The sequence below is a fragment of the Aeromonas sp. QDB56 genome, assembly GCF_027705505.1.
GTDB classification, from domain to species: domain Bacteria; phylum Pseudomonadota; class Gammaproteobacteria; order Enterobacterales; family Aeromonadaceae; genus Aeromonas; species Aeromonas caviae.
The window spans coordinates 1-768 of the sequence record NZ_JAPDBZ010000316.1 but is presented as its reverse complement, the minus strand read 5'-3'; the positions used below and the strand labels follow the sequence as shown (position 1 = coordinate 768).

General features: G+C 49.9%; 1 protein-coding gene. It reads left to right on the top strand.

Annotation, left to right across the window (positions count from 1 at the left end):
* The first annotated feature begins 199 nt into the window (after nucleotides 1-199).
* Complete coding sequence (locus OKB81_RS20660) at nucleotides 200-598, top strand: H-NS family histone-like protein (protein ID WP_041215041.1); 399 nt, start codon at nucleotides 200-202, stop codon at nucleotides 596-598.
* Nucleotides 599-768 lie beyond the last annotated feature (170 nt).

Here is a 768-nt window from a genome sequence, read left to right as displayed (position 1 = left end):
ACTGTGCTCGGTGATTGATCCGGGAGATCAGATCACCACTTGGCTAGATAGTTCCCCGATTTGTGCAACAAGGCCATTTCAAGACTTAATTTATCAGCCTAATTAATTATTTTGGCAGGCTTGACTTGGTACCAATCACCCCTATAAATTATCGAAAAACCAGTTCTTCCCTTAATATTTTGCTCGCGTGGTAGCCAATATGAACGAATTTCTGAAAGTGCTGTTGAATATCCGTAGCCTGCGTGCAGCTTGCCGCGATTTGACGCTGGAACAACTGGAAGAAGGCTTGGAAAAGCTCTCCGCCATCGTCGATGAACGTCGGCAAGATGAATCCGCCGAACGCCAGGCCCGTGAAGAACATCAAAAGAAAATTGCCGAATATGCCGAAATGCTGAAGGCCGCAGGGATCGATCCCGCCGAATTGGTCAACACCGTGGTGCCCGAGAATACCAAGGTCAGCAAACGTGCACCCCGCCCCGCCAAATATCGTTATCTTGACAATGGCGTGGAAAAAACCTGGACCGGTCAGGGCCGCATGCCCTCGGTCATTGCCAAGGCCGTTGCCGAAGGCAAATCCGTGGAAGCCTTTGCCATCTGACTGCAATATCAGGCCCCTTTCCACAGCAATAAAAAAACCTCGCAAGGCGAGGTTTTTTTATTGCCGCTTCGAGCGGTTGTCAGCCTCTGTCAGCCAGGGCGGGATCGCACTTTGTTAATGAAATTTGAACAGGCTGATCGTCTGTGATCTAATCACGTCTCCATGCAGGA